Below are 17,260 nucleotides of genomic sequence, written 5' to 3'. Positions count from 1 at the left end.
CCCGCCGATGCTGCACCTGCGGGTGATCTGCCCGCCGGAGTGCACCCCACGGGCCATCGCGGTGCTGCGTGACCAGCCGGGCGCGGCGCACCTGCTGGTGCACCGCGGCGCGGCGGTCACGCCCCCGGGGGACCTGATCGAGGCCGACCTCGCTCGCGAGGCGGCGGACGAGGTGGTCGAGGCCCTGTGCGAGCTGGGCCTGGACCGCGTCGGCGGCATCACGCTGGAGACGCTCGACACGGCGCTGTCGGATGCGGCCGACGAGGCCGAGCGGGAGGCGCCGGGCGAGGGCGCGGACGCGGTGGTGTGGCAGGAACTGGTGTCGCGCACCGGGGAGGAGTCCCGGCTCAACGTCACTTTCCAGGCCTTCCTCACCATCGCGTGCCTGCTCGCCTCGATCGGCGCGGTCACCAACTCGCCGGTGACGATCGTGGGTGCCATGGTGGTCGGCCCCGAGTTCGGCCCGCTGGCCGCGATCGCGGTCGGGCTGGTGCTGCGGCGGTGGGACCTGGTGCGCCGGGCAGGCACCGCACTGGCCGTCGGGTTCCCGCTGGCGATGGTGGTGACCGCGGGCGCGACGCTGCTCAGTGAGCTCGCCGGGCTGCTCGACACCGGGCAGCTGCGCAGCGGGCACCAGGAGGTCGATTTCGTCTACCAGGTCGGCTGGTATTCGCTGATCGTGGCGCTGCTCGCCGGCGCCGCCGGGATGCTGGCGATGACCTCGGCGAAATCGGCCGCGCTGGTCGGCGTGTTCATCTCGGTCACCACCGTGCCCGCCGCCGGGTACGCCGCCGTGGCGGCCATCACCGGCGACTGGTCGCGGTCGCTGGAGTCGGTCGCGCAGCTGGCGGTGAATCTGGTGGGCATCGTGATCGCGGCAGCGGGAGTACTGGCGATCCGCCGTCGGGGGCAACGGGGGCGCGCCAACGGCCGACCGCTGCCCGCGGGCTGAAATCGTTCTGGTGACGTGCGTGTGACCGCTAGTAGGGTCGAAGGCGATGACGCTCGACACTTCTCAAGAGGGCAGACATGAGGGTGCCTACGGCGGTGCCGGATCGCCGGCATCGACGGCCGGTGACACCCCGCCCGGGGAGCGGGCCGTGATCGGTGCGGTCGCGGCCGGCGAGGCCGTGCTCGCCCGCCGCTTCGGCAGCGCCATCAAGCTGGTCGATCCGGAGCTGCTGCCCGGCAGCGGCCCGGCCACCGTGGTGCGCGCCCGGATCGCCTCCTCGCCGTTCGGGCTTCCCCGCACCCTCGTGATCAAGCACTATCCCGATCCCGCGCCGAGCGGGCAACCGGACCCCTTCGCACAGGAGGCGGTCAGTTACCAGCTGTTCACCGCGCTGCCCCCGGAGGACCGGATGTGCCCGGAACTGCTGGCGCACGACCCGGCGGCGCGCGTGCTGGTGATCGACGACCTCGGCCGGGCGCCGACCCTGCGCGACAAGCTGCGCGGCAGCGACGCGCGGGCCGCGGAGCGGTCGCTGCTGTCCTGGGCGCGTTCCCTGGGGCGCATGCATGCCACCACGGCCGGGCGTGAGGCCGATTTCGACGCGCTGTTGCGGCGCGTGGGCGGCCCGGTCCAGCAGGAGGACGGCACTCCCGCGGCGGCGTGTGCCCAGCTGCCGTCACTGCTGTCCGAGACGGTGGGGGTGGAGACGCCGGAGGAGGTCCGGCACTACGCGGAGCAGGCCTGCGCACGGGCGCGGTCCCTGGCCTACCGCGCGTTCAGCCCGGTGGACCTCAGCCCCGAAAACAACCTGGTGACCAGCCACGGGGTGCGGTTCCTCGACTTCGAGCGGGGCCGGGTCCGCAACGCCCTGATCGACGCGGCACACCTGCGCGTGCCCTTCGCCTCGAGTGCCCATCCGGGCGCGCTGCCCGCGGGGATGAGCGAGGCGATGGTCGCCGCGTGGCGGGCCGAGATCGCCGGGGTGTGGCCCGGTCTTGCCGACAACGACGTGCTGTCCGCGCATCTGCTCGACCACCAGCTGCTGCTGGTCTGGGTGAACACGTGGAGCGCGCTGGCGGGCGGGTCCGAGGAACCGGCCGCGCTGGTGACCTGGTGGCGGAACCTGCACGCGTACGCCGAGCGGCAGGGCAGTGCGCGCCTCGCCGCGCATGCGCGGGAGACCGCCGCCGCGCTGGACGCGCGGTTCGGCCCCGGCCTGGAACTGCCGCTGTACCCGGCGTTCCAGTAGTTCGCTGGAAGATCTCTGCTTCGTTACCCCGCGCTCACCGCCGATGCGGATGCGTGCCCGAAGGTCTAGTCGTGACCGCGGTGAGCGAACAGAGTCGGCAGGCCCAGCCCGCGCCGCGCCGGGTGCGGCGGCTGGCCGTGCTCGGTGATTCCACGGCCGTCGGGCTCGGCGATCCGGTGCCGGGCCGCGGCTGGCGGGGCGTGGGGCCGTTCGTGGCCTCCGCGCTTGGTGTCGGCCCGGACGGTTACCTCAACCTGGCCTTCACCGGCGCCCGGATGCGCTGTGTGCGGGACACGCAACTGCCGGCGGCGCTCGCGCACGCCCCCGACGTCGTGGTGGTGATCGTCGGGATGAACGACACCCTGCGGTCGGACTTCGACCCGGCGGCCCTGGCCGCCGATCTCGAGCACGTGGTGACCGCACTGGCTGCGGCGGGCGCGGTGGTGGTGCCGGTGCGGTACCACGACCACGGGCGCGTGTTCCGGTTGCCGGGGCCGCTGTACCGGGCGCTCAAGGACCGGATCGAGGCGCTGAACGGCGGCATCGACCAGGTGGTCGCCCGGCACGAGGTGCCCTGCCTGGATCTGGCCGCGGTGCCGGGCGCTTACGAGCTGTCCGCGTGGAGCGTGGACCGGCTGCACCCGTCGGAACTGGGGCACCGGCTGCTGGCGCGCGGGCTGACGGAGGTGCTGGCGCGGCGCGGGATCGAACTGGTGGAGCCGGTCAGCCTGGTGTGTTCCGGCGGGGTGCGGCCGCGCACCGTGGACCACCTCGCTTGGCTTGTGGTGAAAGGGATTCCGTGGCTGTGGCGGCGTGGTCGTGATCTGGTTCCCCACGCGGCGCGGATTCTGCTGGAGTCCGCGCGGGAGGGCCGCCGTGCGCGGCGGTTCGCGGCGGAGCCGGAGGTCGCACCCGGTGCGGAGGCCGGGCCCGTGCGCTGAGGCGCCCCTTGGCCTCCGCGAACCCGTCGGCCCCGGCCATTACGGTGGAGTGGTGCAGCAGGACGAACTTTTCACGGTGAACCCCGAGGTGGCGCCGCCGGAGGGCACGGAGGCGCCCCGGGAACAGCCGCTGCCGCCCGGTGCCCCGCTCGCCGTGCGCATGCGGCCCCGGTCCCTGGACGAGGTGGTCGGGCAGCAGCACCTGCTGGGGGAGGGCGCCCCGCTGCGCCGGCTCGTCGAGGGCGCGGCGCCCGCCTCGGTGCTGCTCTACGGCCCGCCCGGCACCGGCAAGACCACTCTGGCCAACCTGGTGTCCACCGCGACCGGGCGCCGGTTCGTGGCGCTGTCGGCTTTGTCGGCCGGGGTGAAGGAGGTACGCGGCGTCATCGAGGAGGCCCGGCGCCGTCGCCTGTACCACGCGGAGAACACCGTGCTGTTCATCGACGAGGTGCACCGGTTCTCCAAGACCCAGCAGGACGCCCTGCTCGGGGCGGTGGAGGACCGGACGGTGCTGCTCGTGGCCGCCACCACGGAGAACCCGTCGTTCTCGGTGGTCTCGCCACTGCTGTCGCGTTCGCTGGTGCTGCAACTGCGGCCGCTCACCGACGACGACATCCGCGAGCTGATCGAGCGCGCGCTCGCGGACGAGCGGGGGCTCGGCGGGCGGCTGGAGTTGACCGAAGAGGCCCGTGCGCACCTGGTCCGGCTCGCCTCGGGGGATGCCCGCCGGGCACTGACCGCGCTCGAAGCGGCCGCCGACGCCGCGGCCGCCACCGAGCACCGCACCATCGGCCTGGCCATCGTCGAGTCCACTGTGGACAAGGCTGCGGTGCGCTACGACCGCGACGGCGACCAGCACTACGACGTCGTCAGCGCGTTCATCAAAAGCATCCGCGGGTCCGATGTGGACGCCGCGCTGCACTACCTGGCCCGCATGATCGAAGCGGGGGAGGATCCGCGGTTCATCGCGCGGCGCCTGGTCGTGCACGCCAGCGAGGACGTCGGGATGGCCGATCCGACCGCACTGCAGTCGGCGGTCGCCGCCGCGCACGCGGTGCAGTTCATCGGCATGCCGGAGGGCAGGCTCGCGCTGGCACAGGCCACCGTGCACCTGGCCACCGCGCCGAAGTCCAACGCGATCGTCGCGGGCATCGACGCGGCGCTGGCCGACGTGCGCTCCGGGCGCATCGGCACGGTGCCGCCGCACCTGCGCGACGGGCACTACGCGGGCGCCGCGAAGCTCGGCAACGCGCAGGGCTACCGCTACCCCCACGACGTGCCGGAGGGCGTGCTGGCGCAGCAGTACCCGCCGGACGAGCTGGTGGGGCGGGACTACTACCAGCCCACCCAGCGCGGCGTGGAGCGGACCCTCGCCGAGCGGGTGCCCCGCCTCCGCCGCACCATCCGCGGCCGGTAGAGCCTGTGTCGGAGTGGTCGCCGCTTGGAAACACAACCTGATTCAAGCCCGCTTTCGGCGTCGAAGCGCCCGGCGATCCGGGCGCTTCGACGCCGAAGGGGCGCGGCTCAGCCGGTGACGCCGGGGCGTCCGTTCTCCACCCGCCCGGTCAGGCCGCGGTGGAAGGCCGGGTCGGCATCGGTGGTCACCTCGACGTCGTACCAGCCGCGTTCGGTGGGCCAGGCCACCACGGCGGAGCGGCCCGCCGCGACCTGCACCACCCGCGTCGTGGGCGCGTAGCGCTTCGACGCCAGCCGGACGGTCATCGGCTTGGTCCCGGCGTTGACGACGGTGAGTTCGAGCCCGGACCGCACGAACCGCGTCCGGACGTCGAGATTCGCACCGGCCGCCTTGCCGCGCAGCTCCCACCACGCCCGGTTCGGGCCCTGCACCGATACCCGGTAGGAACCGGTGAGGATCGGCAGCCGCACGGTGTGCTCGCCGGACACGTCGTGGTGCGCGGGCTCGATCAGCTCACCGGCGTACGGGTAGATCGCGAAATGGGACGAGGCGCGTCCCTCGTTGCGGAGCGTGAGGGCCAGCAGGCCGTCCTGAACCAGCCCGGACACCGACGGCTGGTACGGCAGCGCCCTGGCGGGCCGCGTGCCGGGCTCGGCGGCGGGCATCGCCTGCTGTTCGGGCGCCTGCGGGTGCCAGCGGGCGATCGGGGACGGCACCGGACCGGGCTGGGAAAGCCGCGGTGGCCTGCCCGCGTGCCGGAAGTCGAACGCGCCCGTCAGATCGCCTGCCACCGCCCGCCGCCACCGGCTGATGTTCGGCTCCACGACCCCCGTCCACCGCTCCAGCAGGCGCAGGACCGACGTGTGGTCGTAGACGGTGGAGTCGACGAACCCGCCGATGGTCCACGGCGAGACCACGGTCATCGGCACGCGCGGGCCGAAGCCGAGCGGCTGGCCCGCGAAGTGGTCGTCGTCCTCCACCGCGGCGGGCGGGACCGGCGGCGGGACGTGGTCGAAGTAGCCGTCGTTCTCGTCGAAGTTGATCAGCAGCACGGTCTTCGACCAGGTGTGCGGGTCCGAGGCGATCGCGTCCAGCACGTCATAGACGAGCCTCGCGCTGCCCACCGGGGTGGACGAGCCGGGGTGCTCGGAGTCGGCGGCGGAGGGCACCAGCCAGCTGACCGCGGGCAGGCGGCGCGCGGCGATGTCGGCCCGCAGCCTGCTCACCAGCGTGCCCGGCTCGCTGCGGTACATCGCGCGGTCGAACAGGCTCCGTTCGGCCGGGCTGAGCAGGGCGCGTCCGGCGTCGAGCTGGCGGAGCAGCTTCTGCTGCTCCTCGGCGGTGCGGCCGAAGAGCTTGTCGTAGAACTCCTCCGTGGTGCGGAAACCACCCTCCACCGAGGCCAGCATCTTCTTGCCGATCTTCTTGAACGGCTTGAAGTACTCGACCGCGTTGTCGGTGAAGTTGTCCCACTCCTGGTAGATCTGCCAGCCGACGCCGGCCTGCTCCAGCCGTTCCGGATAGGTCGTCCAGTCGTAGCCGGGGTGGTCGTAGCTGTAGGCCGCGTTGGTGACGGCGCGCAGGCCGGTCAGCGGTTCGCGGCCGACGGTACCGGTCCACAGGAAGTTCCGGTTCGGGTTGGTGGACCCGAAGATCGAGCAGTGGTAGGCGTCGCACAGGGTGAAGGTGTCGGCGAGTTCGTACTGCAGCGGGATGTCGGTGCGGTCGTAGAAGGTCATGGTGGCCGCGCCCTTCGCCGCGATCCACCCGTCGTTCCAGCCCCGGGCCCAGGCCGCGCCGGTGCCGGTCCAGCTGTGGTCGAGCGCGCCGAGGTACTGGATGTCGCCGGGGCCGCGGCCCTCCCGGCGGGCCTCTTCGCGCAGGGAGAACGGCAGCACACTGCCGCCGCCCGGCTTGGGCTGGGCGAACACCGGCCCGCCGCCGCGCAGATCCAGGGGGTGCGCGTCACCGAAACCGCGCGCGCCCCGCAACGAGCCGAAGTAGTGGTCGAACGAGCGGTTCTCCTGCATCAGGACGATGACGTGTTCGACCGCGTCCAGGCCGCCGGCGGGCATGGGCTGGGCCATCGCGGCGTGCAGGGACGGGGGGAGCAGGGAGCCGGCGAGCGCGGCGCCGGAGACGCCCAGCAGGCGTCGTCGGGAAAGTCGGGGCATGGGCGAACGATCGCCGGGAAAAGCGAACACCACCTGAACGCGGCCCGCCCGGGAAACCGAACATCCGGGGGCGAACCGCCCGGATCGGCGCACCGGGATTGCCCGCGGCCCGCCCGGGGTACCTGCCGTGCGGGAACGGACCAGGGGCGAGGAGCAGCGATGAACGAGCCAAGGACGAAGGACACGGTGGCCGTGCTCGGGACCGGGATCATGGGGCGGCCGATGGCCGAGAACCTGCTCGCCGCCGGGTTCGGGGTGCGGGTGTTCAACCGCAGCCGGGACAAGGCCGAGCCGCTGGCCGGGCAGGGGGCGCAGGTGTGCGAAACCCCGGAAGAGGCGGTGCGGGGCGCCGCCTTCGTGCTCACCATGCTCGCCGACGGCCCCACCGTCGAGCAGGTCATGAAGAAGGCGGGCAGCGCGGCACGGGGCGGCACGGTGTGGCTGCAGATGAGCACGGTCGGCCTGGAGTGGACGGCCCGGCTCGCGGAACTCGCCGAGCGCGACGGGCTGTCCTTCGTGGACGCTCCGGTGCTGGGCACGAAACAACCGGCCGAAGAGGGGAAGCTGGTCGTGCTGGCCTCCGGCCCGGAGCAGCTGCGCCACCGGTGCGCCCCGGTGTTCGACGCCGTGGGCTCCCGCACGATGTGGATCGGGCCCGCCGGGGCGGGCAGCAGGCTCAAGCTCGTCGCGAACGCCTGGGTGCTGGCGCTGACCAACGCGACCGCGGAGAGCGTGGGCCTGGCCGAGGCGCTCGGCCTGGACCCGAAGTTGTTCCTCGAAGCGATCGGCGGTGGCAGCCTGGACGTGCCGTACGCGCATCTCAAGGGCGGCGCGATGATCGACAGGAAGTTCCCGCTGAGCTTCGCGATCAAGCACGCCGCCAAGGACGCCAGGCTGGTGCTGGAGGCCGGGAACGGCAAGGTCGACCTGGCCAGTGCGCGCGCGGCGCTGGCCCATCTGGAGGCCGCCGCGGAGGCCGGATACGCCGAGGAGGACATGGCCGCCCTCTACTACGGCGCGCGCTGAGAGGCCGTTCCAAGCCAAGATCGCCCACCGGGCGGGCCGGAACGGCCCCGCGCGGCGACACACGGTAGCCTGACCGGCATTCAGCCGCTGGACAAAGAGGAGGGACCGTGTCGGCAGGGCAGATCGCCGCACTGATCGCCGCGGGTGCATTCGTGCTGCTGGTGCTGCTGCTCGCGATCCCGCTGCTCAAGCTGGGCCGGACACTGGACGAGGCCACGATCGCGATCCGCAAGGCGCACGAGAACGCCGACCCGTTGCTGATCGGGGCGAACGACACGATCACCCACGTCAACGCCCAGCTCGAACGGGTGGACGGGATCACCGCGAACGCCCAGGCGGTCACGGGCAACGTGTCGGCGCTGTCGTCGGTGTTCACCGCGACACTGGGCAGCCCGCTGGTCAAGACGGCGGCGTTCTCCTACGGGGTGAGCAAGGCCATCCGCGCCCGCCGCAAGGCCAAGGCCGGTGCGGACGGCAGGCACTCGCGTCGCGGCCGGAGGGGCGCCAAGTCATGAAGCGGCTATTCTGGCTGGGGGTGGGTGTCGCGGCCGGAGTCGCGGCGACCCGCAAGGCGAGCAGAACCGCTCGCCAGGCCACACCCGCCGGGTTGGCCTCGAACCTCGGCGACGCCTTGCAGGAGCTGGCGGGCGCCATCGGCTCGTTCGGGGCGGACATCCGCGCCGGGATGAGCGAGCGCGAGCAGGAGTTACGCGAGATGGTGGAACAGCGGTCCGGAGTGCCCGCGAAGCGGGCCGAGGGCAGGCACACCGCCCGGACCCGTCCGGCGCGAGCGCGCCGGGCGGAGAGCTGACGCGGGCGCGTCGCGCTCTCCGCCGTTGCCGCACTCCGAACCCAAGGCGCGGCGCTCGCGCGCCTGCCGCCCTCCCCCAAGGAAAGATCCAGTGGAAACACACGAAATCAACAAGCGCTTCCTCGACCACTTCGAAAGCCGCGGCCACACCCCCGTCCCCAGCGCGTCCCTGATCCTCGACGACCCGACGCTGCTGTTCGTCAACGCGGGCATGGTGCAGTTCAAGCCGTACTTCCTCGGTGAGGTCCCGCCCCCGTACCCGCGGGCCACCAGCATCCAGAAGTGCGTGCGCACCGGTGACATCGACGAGGTCGGCAAGACCACCCGGCACAACACGTTCTTCCAGATGGCCGGGAACTTCTCCTTCGGCGACTACTTCAAGGAAGGCGCCATCGAGCACGCCTGGGAGCTGATCACCAAGTCCCAGGCCGACGGCGGGTTCGGCTTCGACCCGGACCGCATCTGGGTGACCGTGTACGAGGACGACTCCGAGGCCGCGGGACTGTGGCGCAAGGTCGCCGGCATCCCGTCGGAGCGCATCCAGGCGCGCGGCATGGAGGACAACTTCTGGTCGATGGGCGTGCCCGGGCCGTGCGGGCCGAGCTCGGAGATCTACTACGACCGCGGCGCCAAGTTCGGCCGCGACGGCGGCCCCGTGGTCGACGAGGACCGGTACCTGGAGATCTGGAACCTGGTCTTCATGCAGAACATCCGTGGTGAGGGCCACGGCAAGCGGGACTTCCCCGTCGTGGGCGAGCTGCCCGCGAAGAACATCGACACCGGCATGGGTGTCGAGCGCGTCGCGTACCTGCTGCAGGGCGTGGAGAACGTCTACGAGACCGACCTGGTGCGGCCGGTCATCGGCAAGGCCGAGGAGTTCTCCGGCCGCCGCTACGGGGCCGACCACGCCGACGACGTCCGCTTCCGGGTCATCGCCGACCACGCCCGCTCCGGCGTGATGCTGATCGGCGACGGCGTGACCCCGGGCAACGAGGCGCGCGGGTACGTGCTGCGCCGCCTGCTGCGCCGCATCGTCCGCTCGGTGCGCCTGCTCGGCGTGCACGAGCCGGTGCTGCCGGAGTTCGCGAAGGTGGTCCGCGACGCGATGGCCCCTTCGTATCCGGAGATCGCCCGCGACTTCGACCGGATCAGCGAGGTCATGCGGGTCGAGGAGGAGGCGTTCCTCGCCACCCTGACCAGCGGTTCGAAGATCTTCGACCTGGCCGCGGAGGAGACGAAGAAGTCCGGCGGCACGATACTGGCCGGCGACAAGGCGTTCCAGCTGCACGACACCTACGGCTTCCCGATCGACCTGACCCTGGAGATGGCCGAGGAGCAGGGCCTGTCGGTGGACGAGGGGGGCTTCCGCACCCTCATGGAGGAGCAGCGGCAGCGCGCCAAGGCCGACGCGGCCGCCCGCAAGAAGGGCCACGGTGACCTGTCGGTCTACCGGCAGCTGCTGGAGCGGCACGGCGAGACCGGCTTCCTCGGCTACACGGATCTGCAGGCCGACGCCAAGGTCCTCGCGCTGCTCAAGGACGGTGCCGCGGTCAGCAGCGTCAAGGTGGGCGACAAGGCCGAGCTGATCCTCGACCGCACCCCCTTCTACGCCGAAAGCGGTGGCCAGGTCGCCGACACCGGTGTGCTGATCTCCTCGGGTGGCGAGGCGAAGGTCTACGACGTCCAGAAGATCGTGCCGGGCCTGTGGGTGCACCGCGTCGAGGTGACCTCCGGCGAGATCGGGGTCGACACGGCCGTGACGGGATCGGTCGACGCGTACCGCCGTGCCGCCATCGCCCGCTCGCACTCGGCGACCCACCTGGTGCACGCCGCGGTGCGCGGCGCCTACGGCCGCCGTGCCGCGCAGGCTGGTTCGCTCAACTCGCCGGGCCGCATGCGGTTCGACTTCACCACTCCCGGCCCGGTCTCCGCCGACCTCCTCACCGAGGTCGAGGAGGAGGTCAACGACTACCTGCTGACCAACGTCGAGGTGGAGACCTACGTCACCACCAAGGACAAGGCGCTCGAACTCGGCGCGGTCGCGCTGTTCGGCGAGAAGTACGGCAACGACGTCCGGGTGGTCGACATGGGCGACTACTCCCGTGAGCTCTGCGGTGGCACCCACGTCGGCCGGATCGGCGAGCTGGGCCTGGTGAAGCTGGTCGGCGACTCCTCGATCGGCTCGGGGGTGCACCGGGTCGAGGCGCTGGTCGGTCAGGACGCGCTCAAGCACGTCCGCAAGGAGCAGCTGCTGGTCTCGCAACTGGCGAGCACGCTCAAGGTGCCCACCGGCGAGCTGCCCGCCCGCGTCGACGACGTGCTCGCGCGGTTGCGCAACGCGGAGAAGGAGATCGAGCAGCTGCGCACGCAGCAGGTGCTCGGCTCGGCCGGTTCGCTGGCGGACAAGGCCCAGGACGTGGACGGTGTCGCGCTGGTCGCGGAGCGGGTGGACGGCGAGGTCGACGCCAACGGCCTGCGTGCGCTCGCCATGGAGGTGCGCAACCGCCTTGGCGCGCGTCCCGGTGTGGTGGCGCTGTTCGCGCCCCAGGGTGAGAAGGTCGCCTTCGTGGTGGCCACCACCGCCGCCGCACGGGAGAAGGGCTTCGCGGCGGGCAAGCTGGTGCCGGCCTTCGGCCCGGCCGTGGGCGGCCGCGGCGGCGGCAAGCCGGACATGGCCCAGGGCGGCGGCACCAACCCCGCGGGTGTCGATCAGGCCATCGGCGCGCTCCGCGACGCCCTCACGCGAGGGTGACCCAGCGTGAGGCCGACCGGCCCGGGGAGCACGATCCCGGAGCCGGTCGCCGTCTTGCCGTCGACGTGGGTTCCGTCCGCGTCGGTGTCGCGCTCAGCGATCCCGCCCCGATGCTCGCGACCCCACTGGTTACCCTGTCGCGTGATGCGCGCAGCGACAGTGACTTGGATTCGCTTGCCGGGCTCGTCGCCGAACACGAGGTGGTGGAGGTGATCGTCGGGTTGCCCAGGACGCTCGCGGGCCGCCACGGGACGGCCGCGGAGATCGCGGTCGACTACGCCGACCGGCTCGCCGGACGGATCGCGCCGGTTCCGGTGCGGCTGACGGATGAACGCTTGACCACGGTCAGCGCTGCCCGCATGCTCTCTCAGCGAGGCGTCAAGGGACGCAAGCAGCGCGCGGTGGTCGATCAGGCCGCCGCGGTGGAGATCCTGCAGGGCTGGCTGGACGGCCGCTCCGCCTACCTGGCTCGGGAGGGCCGTTCGTGAGTCGTGAGCTTCCCCCGCCGCTTCCCCCGCGCGGTGGTGGCGGCCGCCGTCGTGCTCAGGTGCCGCCGCCGGTGCCGCCGCGTCCGGCGGGGCCGCGCCACGCCCGGGCCGAGGAGCCGCCACCGCCGCCGGTGCGGCGCCCGCCCGCGACGCGGCCCCCGTCACCGGATCATGGTCTGGACCTGTTCGAAGACCGGGCGCAGCCTCCCCGCAGGCCCGAACCGCCCCGCAGGCCCGAACCGCCCCGGATGCCGCCGCCCGCACCACGGCGGAGGCTGGTTCCGGTGGACGACACCCCCACGGACGTGATCCCGGTCGATCGCGAGCCCGAGCCGGCCTTCCAGTCGGGTTATCAGTCCGGCTACCAATCCGGTTACCGGTCCGGCTATCAGGCGCCGGTTCGCGGGGAGGGCGGAGGCTATCCCGAAGGCGCTTACCCCGAGGACGCCCACCAGACCGGTCACGAGGAGGCGGCGTACGCCGGCGAGCCCTACGAGCAGGACGGCTACGACGAGTACGACGACCACGAGTACGACGGGCACGACTACGACGGGCACGAGTACGACGAGCACGAGTACGAGGAGGACCTGGCCGAGGAGGAGCGGGCCGAACCCGAGTACATCGACCCGCCGGACGACGCCGATCCGCCGAAGCGGCGCCGGGGCGGGGACAAGAAGCGCCGTCCCAAGGTGTTCCGCTGGGTCGCCGCGCTCGCGGTGATCGCCGTCATCGGCGGCGGCGCCTGGTACGGCATCCAGGCGATCTTCGGCTACGCCGATTTCAGCGGCGACGGCGAGTCAGACGTGGTGATCCAGGTCGCCGACGGCGACTCGACCAACGCGATCGGCGCCGAGCTGACCAACGCGGGGGTGGTCGCGAGCGCGAAGGCGTTCGTCAAGGCCAGCGCGGGCAACGCGAAGGTGCTGAGCCTGCAACCCGGCTACTACGTGGTGAAGACCAAGATGTCCGGCGCCGCCGCGGTCGCCAAGCTGACCGCGTCCGACGCGCGCGTGGGCGAGCTCCAGATCCGGGCGGGCACCCAGCTCGACGACGTCACCCAGCCCGACGGCAAGGTCACCCCCGGCGCGTTCACCCTGCTGTCGAAGGCGTCCTGCGCGACCTTGAACGGGCAGAGCACCTGCCTGTCCACCGACGATCTCCGCAAGGCGGCCGCTTCGGCCGATCTCGCGGCCATGGGCGTGCCGGATTGGGCGGCGAGCCGTGCGCCCAAGAGCGGCGACGCCCGCCGGGTCGAGGGGCTGATCGCCCCCGGCGTGTACGACGTCAAGCCAGGCTGGAGTGCCGCCGATCTGCTCGGCTACGTGCTCAAGAGTTCGGCGACGAAGATCCAGGCCGCCGGGCTGGGCCCGTCCTCGGCGTTCCAGGGGCAGAATCCGTACCAGCTCCTGGAGATCGCCTCGCTGATCGAACGCGAAGGCGTGACCCAGGACTTCACCAAGATCTCGCGGGTGCTGTACAACCGGCTGGCCCAGCACTGGAGGCTGGGCCTGGACTCGACGGTGAACTACCTGCTGGACAAGCCGGTGGTGACGACCACGGACGACGACCGCGACCGGCCGGGGGTGTACAACACCTACTCCTTCTTCGGACTGCCGCCGACCCCGATCGGGGCCCCGAGTCCCGACGCGATCAAGGCTGCCCTGCAACCCGCCGACGGCGACTGGATGTTCTTCGTCAAATGCGAGAAGAACGGGTTGTCCTGTTTCGCCACGACGATGACCGAACACAGCAGGAACATCGATCTGGCGAAGGAGCGCGGTGCCTACTAAAGCCGCCGTGCTCGGCAAGCCCGTGTCCCATTCGCTGTCCCCGGTTCTGCACCGCAGCGCCTACCTGGCCCTCGGGTTGGCGGACTGGACCTATGACCGGATCGAGGTCGACGAGGTCGGCCTGCCCGCGCTGATCAAGCGCCTCGGCCCGGACTGGGTAGGCTTCTCGGTGACCATGCCCGGCAAGCGGGCCGCACTCGAATTCGCCACCGAAGCGTCCCCGCGCGCGCTCGCCGTCGGGGCGGCCAACACCCTGGTGCGGCGGGAGAACGGCTGGTTCGCCGACTGCACGGACGTCGACGGTGTAGTGGGCGCGCTCCGGTCGGCTGGAGGATTCACCGCGCCGCCGCCAGGGGCTGCCGGAGTGGTGCTCGGTGCCGGTGGCACGGCGGCGGCCACCGTGGTCGCCCTTGCCGCGCTCGGCCTGTCCCGGGTGCGCCTGGTGGTGCGGGACCCCGCGCGGGCGGGGGAGACGGTGGCGGCGGCTCGCCGGGCCGGGCTCGAAACCGAGGTGCTCACCTGGTCGGAGGTGGATTTCGGCCAGGTGGCCGCGGAGGCCGCGGTGCTGGTCAGCACGGTGCCCGCGGAGGCGGTCGCCGGGCAGGCGTCCCGGCTCGCGGCCGCGCCGTGCGTGCTCGACGTCATCTACCACCCGTGGCCCACCCCGTTGGCGCAGGCGCTGCTCGACCGGGGTGTCCCCGTGGCCACCGGGCTGGACATGCTGCTGCACCAGGCTTTCGGGCAGGTGGAGCTGTTCACCGGGCGGCAAGCGCCGCGGGAGGCGATGCGGGACGCGCTGCGCGACGCGACCGGGAACGTGCTGCCGCTGCCGCTCGGTTGAGGCGGTGACCGGGGTACCGTTCGTCGCGTGAAGATTGTCATCCTCGACGACTACCAGAACGTCGCACTGAGCTTCGCGGACTGGGACTCCCTCGGTGCCGAGATCGAAGTGATCACCTCCCCGGTCGGCGACTCCGGCGAGCTGGTGCGCCGGCTCGCCGGGGCGGAGGTCGTCGTCGCGATGCGGGAGCGCACCCGGTTCCCCGAGGAGTTGCTGGTCCGGCTGCCCGATCTCAAGCTGCTGGTGAGCACCGGACGCCGCAACGCCGCCATCGACCTGAAGGCGGCCGATCGCCTGGGCATCCTGGTGTGCGGGACCGGCTACTTCCCGCACCCGACCGCGGAGCACACCTGGGCGCTGATCCTCGCGGCGGTGCGTCACCTGGACGTCGAACTGCCCGCGATGCGGACGGGCGGGTGGCAGAGCACCGTCGGAGTGGGGCTGCACGGGCGGACGCTCGGCCTGCTCGGACTGGGTCAGCTCGGTGCGCGGGTGGCGAAGGTCGGCCAGGCGTTCGGGATGGAAACCATTGCCTGGAGCCAGAACCTGACCGCCGAACACGCGGCGGAGCACGGCGTCACCGCGGTGTCCAAAGAGGACCTTTTCGCCCGGTCGGATGTGCTGTCGGTGCACCTGGTCCTCAGCCGCCGCACCCGCGGCCTGGTCGGCGCCGCGGAACTGGCGCTGATGAAGCCGGACGCGCTGCTGGTCAACACCTCGCGCGGCCCCATCGTGGACGAAGCCGCGTTGCTGGCCGCGTTGCGGGACAGGACGATCGGCGGGGCGGCCCTGGACGTCTTCGACGTCGAGCCGCTGCCCGCCGACCACCCGTTGCGCACGCTGCCGAACGCGGTCCTCACCCCGCACCTGGGCTACGTCACCCGGGAGGTGTACGAGGTCTTCTACCGGGACGCGGTCGAGGACATCGCCTCCTACCAGGCGGGCGAGCCGGTGCGCGTGATGACTATCTGACGATCGTCCCGCCGGTGGAGATCCGGCTCCTGACGTTGTCGGAGAAGGACTGGATCTCGGCGTAGACGCCGTAGTAGTCCGGTTCGGCGCAGCCCTGGCCCCAGCTCACGATGCCGACCTCCACCCAGGTGCCCGCGGTGGTCTGCTTCACCATCGGGCCGCCCGAATCGCCCTGGCAGGTGTCCACGCCGCCCTGCGGATAGCCCGCGCAGAGCTCGTAGGCCGGGTGCAGGCTGCTGCCGTAGGACTGCTGGCAGGTCGAGTCGGGCACGAACGGCACCGTGGCGTACCGCAGGTAGCGCGACTGGGGGCCGCCTTCGTAGGTCGCACCCCAGCCCATGATGGTGAAGGTGCCGCTGTTGAGCGAGGTGTCGCCCTGGGCGGCGAAGGGCAGCGTCGGTGCGGAGGGGGCCGACGCCAACTCGATCAGCGCCCAGTCCTGCGCGCCCGTGGAGGCGTACTGCGGGCTGCGGTAGACGTAGGTCGACCGGATCGACTGCCCGCCGCTGCCCTGCAGGTCCACCTTGCCGAGGGTGGCGGTGATGGTGGTGGTGGTCCCGGTGCCGCTGACGCAGTGGGCGGCGGTCAGCACGACGCGCGAGGCGACGAGCGCGCCGCCGCAGCCCATGGACAGCCGGACCATCCAGGGAAACTGGCCCTGCGCCGCGGTCGTGCCCCCGACCACGAAGGGGGTGGCGCTGCTGCGGGCGGGCGCGGCCTGCGCGCTGCCCGTGACGACCGCGGACAGTGCGGTGGCGAAGGCGACCGCGGCGAGCAGACCACGGCGCAGAGTGCTGGCGAGTGACATCGCTTTTCCGTTCGCTCGAAGAACTGGAAACGTTTTCCGGACCCGGGGGCACCGGGATACCGGATCGCGCTTTCGGTACGCGACGCGGAAAAGCTAGCGCCGGGAAACCCCGACGAAAGTCGTGGAACCACCAATAATCGGACAATAAGCCCCGAATGGGCTACGCCATGAGTTCGGTGAGCACGGCGTCGGTGAACGGGGGCCACACCTCGGCGGCCCAGGGGCCGAAGTCGCGGTCGGTCAGCGCGACGCAGGCGGCCGCGGCATCGGGGTCCACCCACAGGAAGGTGCCCGACTGGCCGAAATGCCCGAAGGTGGCGGGCGAGCTGTGCGTTCCGGTCCAGTGTGGACTCTTGTGGTCCCGGATCTCGAAGCCCAGGCCCCAGTCGTTCGGCTTCTGGTGCCCGAAGCCGGGAAGCACCCCGTTCAGTCCGGGGAAGGCCACGGTGGTGGCTTCCGCCAGCGTCGACGGATCGAGCAGCGAGGGCCGCTGCAGCTCGGCGGCGAAGGAGATCAGGTCGTCCACGCAGGACACCGCGCCCGACGCGGGCGAGCCGGCGAGTTTCGTGCCGGTCATGCGCAGCGGCGTGAAGAGCGCCTCGGTCTGGTAGCCGGTGAAGGGAATGCCGGAGTGTTCGGCGAGCGCGTCGGCGAGCTGCTCGAAACCGGCGTTGGAGTACAGCCGCCGGGTGCCCGGCTGGGCGACGACCTTGTGCTCGCCGAAGGCGAGGCCCGCCGTGTGCGCCAGCAGGTGCCGGATCGTCGAGCCCTCCGGGCCCGCCGGGGTGTCCAGTTCCACGACGCCCTCTTCGATGGCGATGAGCGCGGTGTAGGCGGTCAGCAGTTTCGTCACCGACGCGAGCCGGTAGGGCCGGGCCCCGTCGCCGTGCCGTCCGAGCACGGAGCCGTCCGCGCCCACCACCGCCACCGAAACGTTGCCCACCGGCCACTGCTCTGCCAAACGCACGCTGTCCACCCGGACACCCTACGGCCCGGCCTGGGACGGGCGGCACGCGCTCGCGCCGCCCGCCCCAGCCGA

The 17,260-nt window shown here is 72.0% G+C and carries 15 protein-coding genes; 12 read left to right on the top strand and 3 right to left on the bottom strand.

Annotation, left to right across the window (positions count from 1 at the left end):
• Nucleotides 1-7 precede the first annotated feature (7 nt).
• The 4 genes from ORV05_RS19025 (at nucleotide 8) to ORV05_RS19010 (ending at nucleotide 4,559) form a co-directional block, all read left to right on the top strand.
• Nucleotides 8-952 (top strand): DUF389 domain-containing protein, encoded by a 945-nt coding sequence (locus ORV05_RS19025; protein WP_268440823.1) that lies wholly within the window; start codon nucleotides 8-10, stop codon nucleotides 950-952.
• Nucleotides 953-998: 46 nt separating this feature from the next.
• A complete protein-coding gene (locus ORV05_RS19020) occupies nucleotides 999-2,201 on the top strand; it encodes a phosphotransferase (RefSeq protein ID WP_407652510.1) in 1,203 nt (400 codons plus the stop codon).
• A 71-nt stretch (nucleotides 2,202-2,272) separates the two neighbouring features.
• Nucleotides 2,273-3,142 carry an SGNH/GDSL hydrolase family protein gene (locus tag ORV05_RS19015; protein ID WP_268440821.1) on the top strand — a complete coding sequence of 290 codons (870 nt, stop codon included), beginning with the start codon at nucleotides 2,273-2,275 and terminating at the stop codon, nucleotides 3,140-3,142.
• Nucleotides 3,143-3,194: 52 nt separating this feature from the next.
• On the top strand, nucleotides 3,195-4,559 hold the full coding sequence (locus ORV05_RS19010; RefSeq protein ID WP_268440819.1) for a replication-associated recombination protein A: 1,365 nt from the start codon (nucleotides 3,195-3,197) through the stop codon (nucleotides 4,557-4,559).
• Between the two features lie 107 nt (nucleotides 4,560-4,666).
• Here ORV05_RS19010 and ORV05_RS19005 read toward each other — a convergent pair whose 3' ends face one another.
• Nucleotides 4,667-6,733 (bottom strand): phosphocholine-specific phospholipase C, encoded by a 2,067-nt coding sequence (locus tag ORV05_RS19005; RefSeq protein ID WP_268440818.1) that lies wholly within the window; start codon nucleotides 6,731-6,733, stop codon nucleotides 4,667-4,669.
• Nucleotides 6,734-6,892: 159 nt separating this feature from the next.
• Here ORV05_RS19005 and ORV05_RS19000 point away from each other — a divergent pair, with 159 nt between their 5' ends.
• From ORV05_RS19000 to ORV05_RS18965, 8 genes are all read left to right on the top strand, one after another.
• Nucleotides 6,893-7,759: an NAD(P)-dependent oxidoreductase gene (locus tag ORV05_RS19000; protein ID WP_268440816.1), complete on the top strand. Its 867-nt coding sequence runs from the start codon at nucleotides 6,893-6,895 to the stop codon at nucleotides 7,757-7,759.
• A gap of 107 nt (nucleotides 7,760-7,866) precedes the next feature.
• Nucleotides 7,867-8,274 (top strand): DUF948 domain-containing protein, encoded by a 408-nt coding sequence (locus ORV05_RS18995; protein WP_144592007.1) that lies wholly within the window; start codon nucleotides 7,867-7,869, stop codon nucleotides 8,272-8,274.
• On the top strand, nucleotides 8,271-8,570 hold the full coding sequence (locus ORV05_RS18990) for a hypothetical protein (protein ID WP_268440814.1): 300 nt from the start codon (nucleotides 8,271-8,273) through the stop codon (nucleotides 8,568-8,570). The genes ORV05_RS18995 and ORV05_RS18990 overlap by 4 nt, the downstream gene beginning before the upstream one ends.
• A 91-nt stretch (nucleotides 8,571-8,661) precedes the next feature.
• A complete protein-coding gene (alaS, locus tag ORV05_RS18985) occupies nucleotides 8,662-11,322 on the top strand; it encodes an alanine--tRNA ligase (protein WP_268440812.1) in 2,661 nt (886 codons plus the stop codon).
• Nucleotides 11,319-11,810 carry a Holliday junction resolvase RuvX gene (ruvX, locus tag ORV05_RS18980; RefSeq protein WP_144592010.1) on the top strand — a complete coding sequence of 164 codons (492 nt, stop codon included), beginning with the start codon at nucleotides 11,319-11,321 and terminating at the stop codon, nucleotides 11,808-11,810. The genes alaS and ruvX overlap by 4 nt, the downstream gene beginning before the upstream one ends.
• The gene (locus ORV05_RS18975) at nucleotides 11,807-13,600 is read left to right on the top strand and encodes an endolytic transglycosylase MltG (RefSeq protein WP_268440810.1); all 1,794 of its coding nucleotides are present in this window, start codon (nucleotides 11,807-11,809) and stop codon (nucleotides 13,598-13,600) included. Before ruvX ends, ORV05_RS18975 begins: the two co-directional genes overlap by 4 nt.
• 7 nt (nucleotides 13,601-13,607) lie before the next feature.
• A complete protein-coding gene (locus ORV05_RS18970; protein WP_268759815.1) occupies nucleotides 13,608-14,441 on the top strand; it encodes a shikimate dehydrogenase in 834 nt (277 codons plus the stop codon).
• A gap of 27 nt (nucleotides 14,442-14,468) precedes the next feature.
• A complete protein-coding gene (locus tag ORV05_RS18965) occupies nucleotides 14,469-15,413 on the top strand; it encodes a D-2-hydroxyacid dehydrogenase family protein (protein WP_268440808.1) in 945 nt (314 codons plus the stop codon).
• Here the strand turns inward: ORV05_RS18965 and ORV05_RS18960 are convergent.
• Both ORV05_RS18960 and ORV05_RS18955 read right to left on the bottom strand, forming a co-directional pair.
• Nucleotides 15,406-16,221, bottom strand: coding sequence for a S1 family peptidase (locus tag ORV05_RS18960; RefSeq protein ID WP_268440806.1), 816 nt, complete (start codon nucleotides 16,219-16,221; stop codon nucleotides 15,406-15,408). The genes ORV05_RS18965 and ORV05_RS18960 overlap by 8 nt on opposite strands.
• A 160-nt stretch (nucleotides 16,222-16,381) precedes the next feature.
• Nucleotides 16,382-17,197, bottom strand: a complete 816-nt coding sequence (locus tag ORV05_RS18955) for a serine hydrolase domain-containing protein (protein WP_268440804.1) — start codon at nucleotides 17,195-17,197, stop codon at nucleotides 16,382-16,384.
• Nucleotides 17,198-17,260: the final 63 nt, after the last annotated feature.

The organism is Amycolatopsis cynarae (genome assembly GCF_026802195.1).
GTDB classification, from domain to species: domain Bacteria; phylum Actinomycetota; class Actinomycetes; order Mycobacteriales; family Pseudonocardiaceae; genus Amycolatopsis_E; species Amycolatopsis_E rhizosphaerae.
The sequence above is the reverse complement of the archived record's forward strand: the minus strand, read 5'-3'. Positions and strand labels throughout refer to the sequence as shown.

Bases quoted from the DNA above. Each gene is read 5' to 3' on its own strand.
- ORV05_RS19025 (WP_268440823.1), top strand. From the start codon at position 8: ATGCTGCACCTGCGGGTGATCTGCCCGCCGGAGTGCACCCCACGGGCC.
- ORV05_RS19020 (WP_407652510.1), top strand. From the start codon at position 999: ATGACGCTCGACACTTCTCAAGAGGGCAGACATGAGGGTGCCTACGGC.
- ORV05_RS19005 (WP_268440818.1), bottom strand. From the start codon at position 6,733: ATGCCCCGACTTTCCCGACGACGCCTGCTGGGCGTCTCCGGCGCCGCG.
- ORV05_RS19000 (WP_268440816.1), top strand. From the start codon at position 6,893: ATGAACGAGCCAAGGACGAAGGACACGGTGGCCGTGCTCGGGACCGGG.
- ORV05_RS18990 (WP_268440814.1), top strand. From the start codon at position 8,271: ATGAAGCGGCTATTCTGGCTGGGGGTGGGTGTCGCGGCCGGAGTCGCG.
- ORV05_RS18960 (WP_268440806.1), bottom strand. From the start codon at position 16,221: ATGTCACTCGCCAGCACTCTGCGCCGTGGTCTGCTCGCCGCGGTCGCC.